The organism is Saccharopolyspora taberi (genome assembly GCF_039534165.1).
In the GTDB taxonomy this organism is placed as follows: domain Bacteria; phylum Actinomycetota; class Actinomycetes; order Mycobacteriales; family Pseudonocardiaceae; genus Saccharopolyspora_D; species Saccharopolyspora_D taberi.
The window spans coordinates 279994-281555 of sequence record NZ_BAAAUX010000003.1; the positions used below are offsets into that span (position 1 = coordinate 279994).

At 72.0% G+C, this 1562-nt stretch carries 1 protein-coding gene and 1 pseudogene; both read left to right on the forward strand.

Going from position 1 to position 1562, the window contains the following annotated elements; translation table 11 throughout:
- The first annotated feature begins 163 nt into the window (after positions 1-163).
- Positions 164-673, forward strand: a complete 510-nt coding sequence (locus ABD691_RS04060; protein ID WP_344677992.1) for a hypothetical protein — start codon at positions 164-166, stop codon at positions 671-673.
- Positions 648-1562 (forward strand): annotated as a pseudogene (locus ABD691_RS04065) (ATP-binding protein); the annotation flags it as partial. The gene ABD691_RS04060 and the pseudogene ABD691_RS04065, both read left to right, overlap by 26 nt.

The window sequence follows — 1562 nt, forward strand, 5'->3', positions numbered from 1 at the left end:
GCTGCTGTGGCTCGGCGGTGGCAAGGGCGACAACGCCGGCGTGATGCGCCGCGTCGGCGGCATCATCGTCGCGCTGGCGATCATCGGACTGGCCGTGACCGGATCGGGCGTCGACATCGGGACGTTCATCGCCGGTCTGTTCAGCACCAGCGGGTGATCGGCATTGCGGATCCGCACCGACGACGAGATCTACCGGGTCGACGCGGTCTGGCTCGGCCCGCCGAAGGCGACCTTCCCGTGGCGCGCCCGCTACGTCGCCTGGGGCGTCGGCATCGTGGTCTTCCTGCTCGTGCTCGCGATCGAGCGGCGGATGAACATCGGGTTCAGCTTCTTCTCCACCGCGTGGGCGGTCGTCATCACCATCGTGGTGACCCGGATCATCTGCGCCCGGATCACCCACGAACGCCCGCTGGGGGCGGTGCTGGTGATGTGGATGCGCGAACTCACCGCGCCCAGGGAGAAAACCGCCACGCGGGGAGGAGCCGCCACCGCCGCGCGGATCCGGGTGCGCACGACTCGGCCCCGGCCCAAGCAGAAGCAGCCCAGACGCCCGGGCCGGGGCAACAGGCAGCAGCAGGTCAACCGCTCCAGGCAGCCGGCCCGTGGCCAGGCTCCCCGCAAGCGGGCGCGTAGCAAGGAGGTTCGTGGTGTTCGGTCGACGGCGAGGCCGTGAGGGCAGCTCGCAACAGGTTCCACCTCGCGCCGTCGGTTCGTCCGCCAGGGCCGCCCGTCCAGCCCGCGGCGGCAAGCGCAGGCTCGGCGACGAGACGTCGATCCCGACCTACACGCCGACGATCTCCGCGCGGTCCATCGACGGGCACCTGCTGCGCACCGGGCAGGACGTGTTCGCCTGGTACCGGCTTTCCGCGCAGCGGTGGTCGTTCCGCTCCGACTCCCAGCGCCAGGACCTGATCGCCGCGATCGCCGGGCAGTACGCCGAACTCCAGGGCCGCTGGCTGCACCTGCGGGTCACCAACCGGCCCTACCCGATCCGGATGTGGGCCGAGGCGCACGTGCACAACGCCCGCCACCCGCTGCCGGACACCCCGGGCGCGCTGACCTTCGACGACTACATGGTCGGCGAGCAGCAGCAGCTGATGGGCCGCTCGATGGCGGAGAAGGAGGTCTACCTGGGCGTCCAGGTGCAGACCCGCAACGTCGTCGACCGCGCCGTCGAGCGCGCCGCCCCGCTGCTGCGCCGCGTGTTCCCGGAGGCCGTCGACGCCGAGCTCGTCGCCCTGGACAGCGAGATCGAGCACCTGGACCAGGTGATCGGCTCCGCCGGGCTGGACGGCCGCCCGGTCAGCGCCGAGGAGATCTCCTGGCTGATGCACCGCTCGTGCTCGCTGGGACTGCCCGCGCCGCGCAACCTGCCCGCGACCCCGGGCGCCGCCTGGGAACCCGAGGACCTCGCGTCGTTCACCGACGCCTCCGACATGCACCAGGAGCCCTACTCGCCGACGGTCACCGTCCGCGGGCGCACCGGCTCCAACGCCGGCGTCACCCGGCACGTCGCGGTGCTCACCGTCGGCCAGACCCACGGCCTGCAGATCCCGGAGATC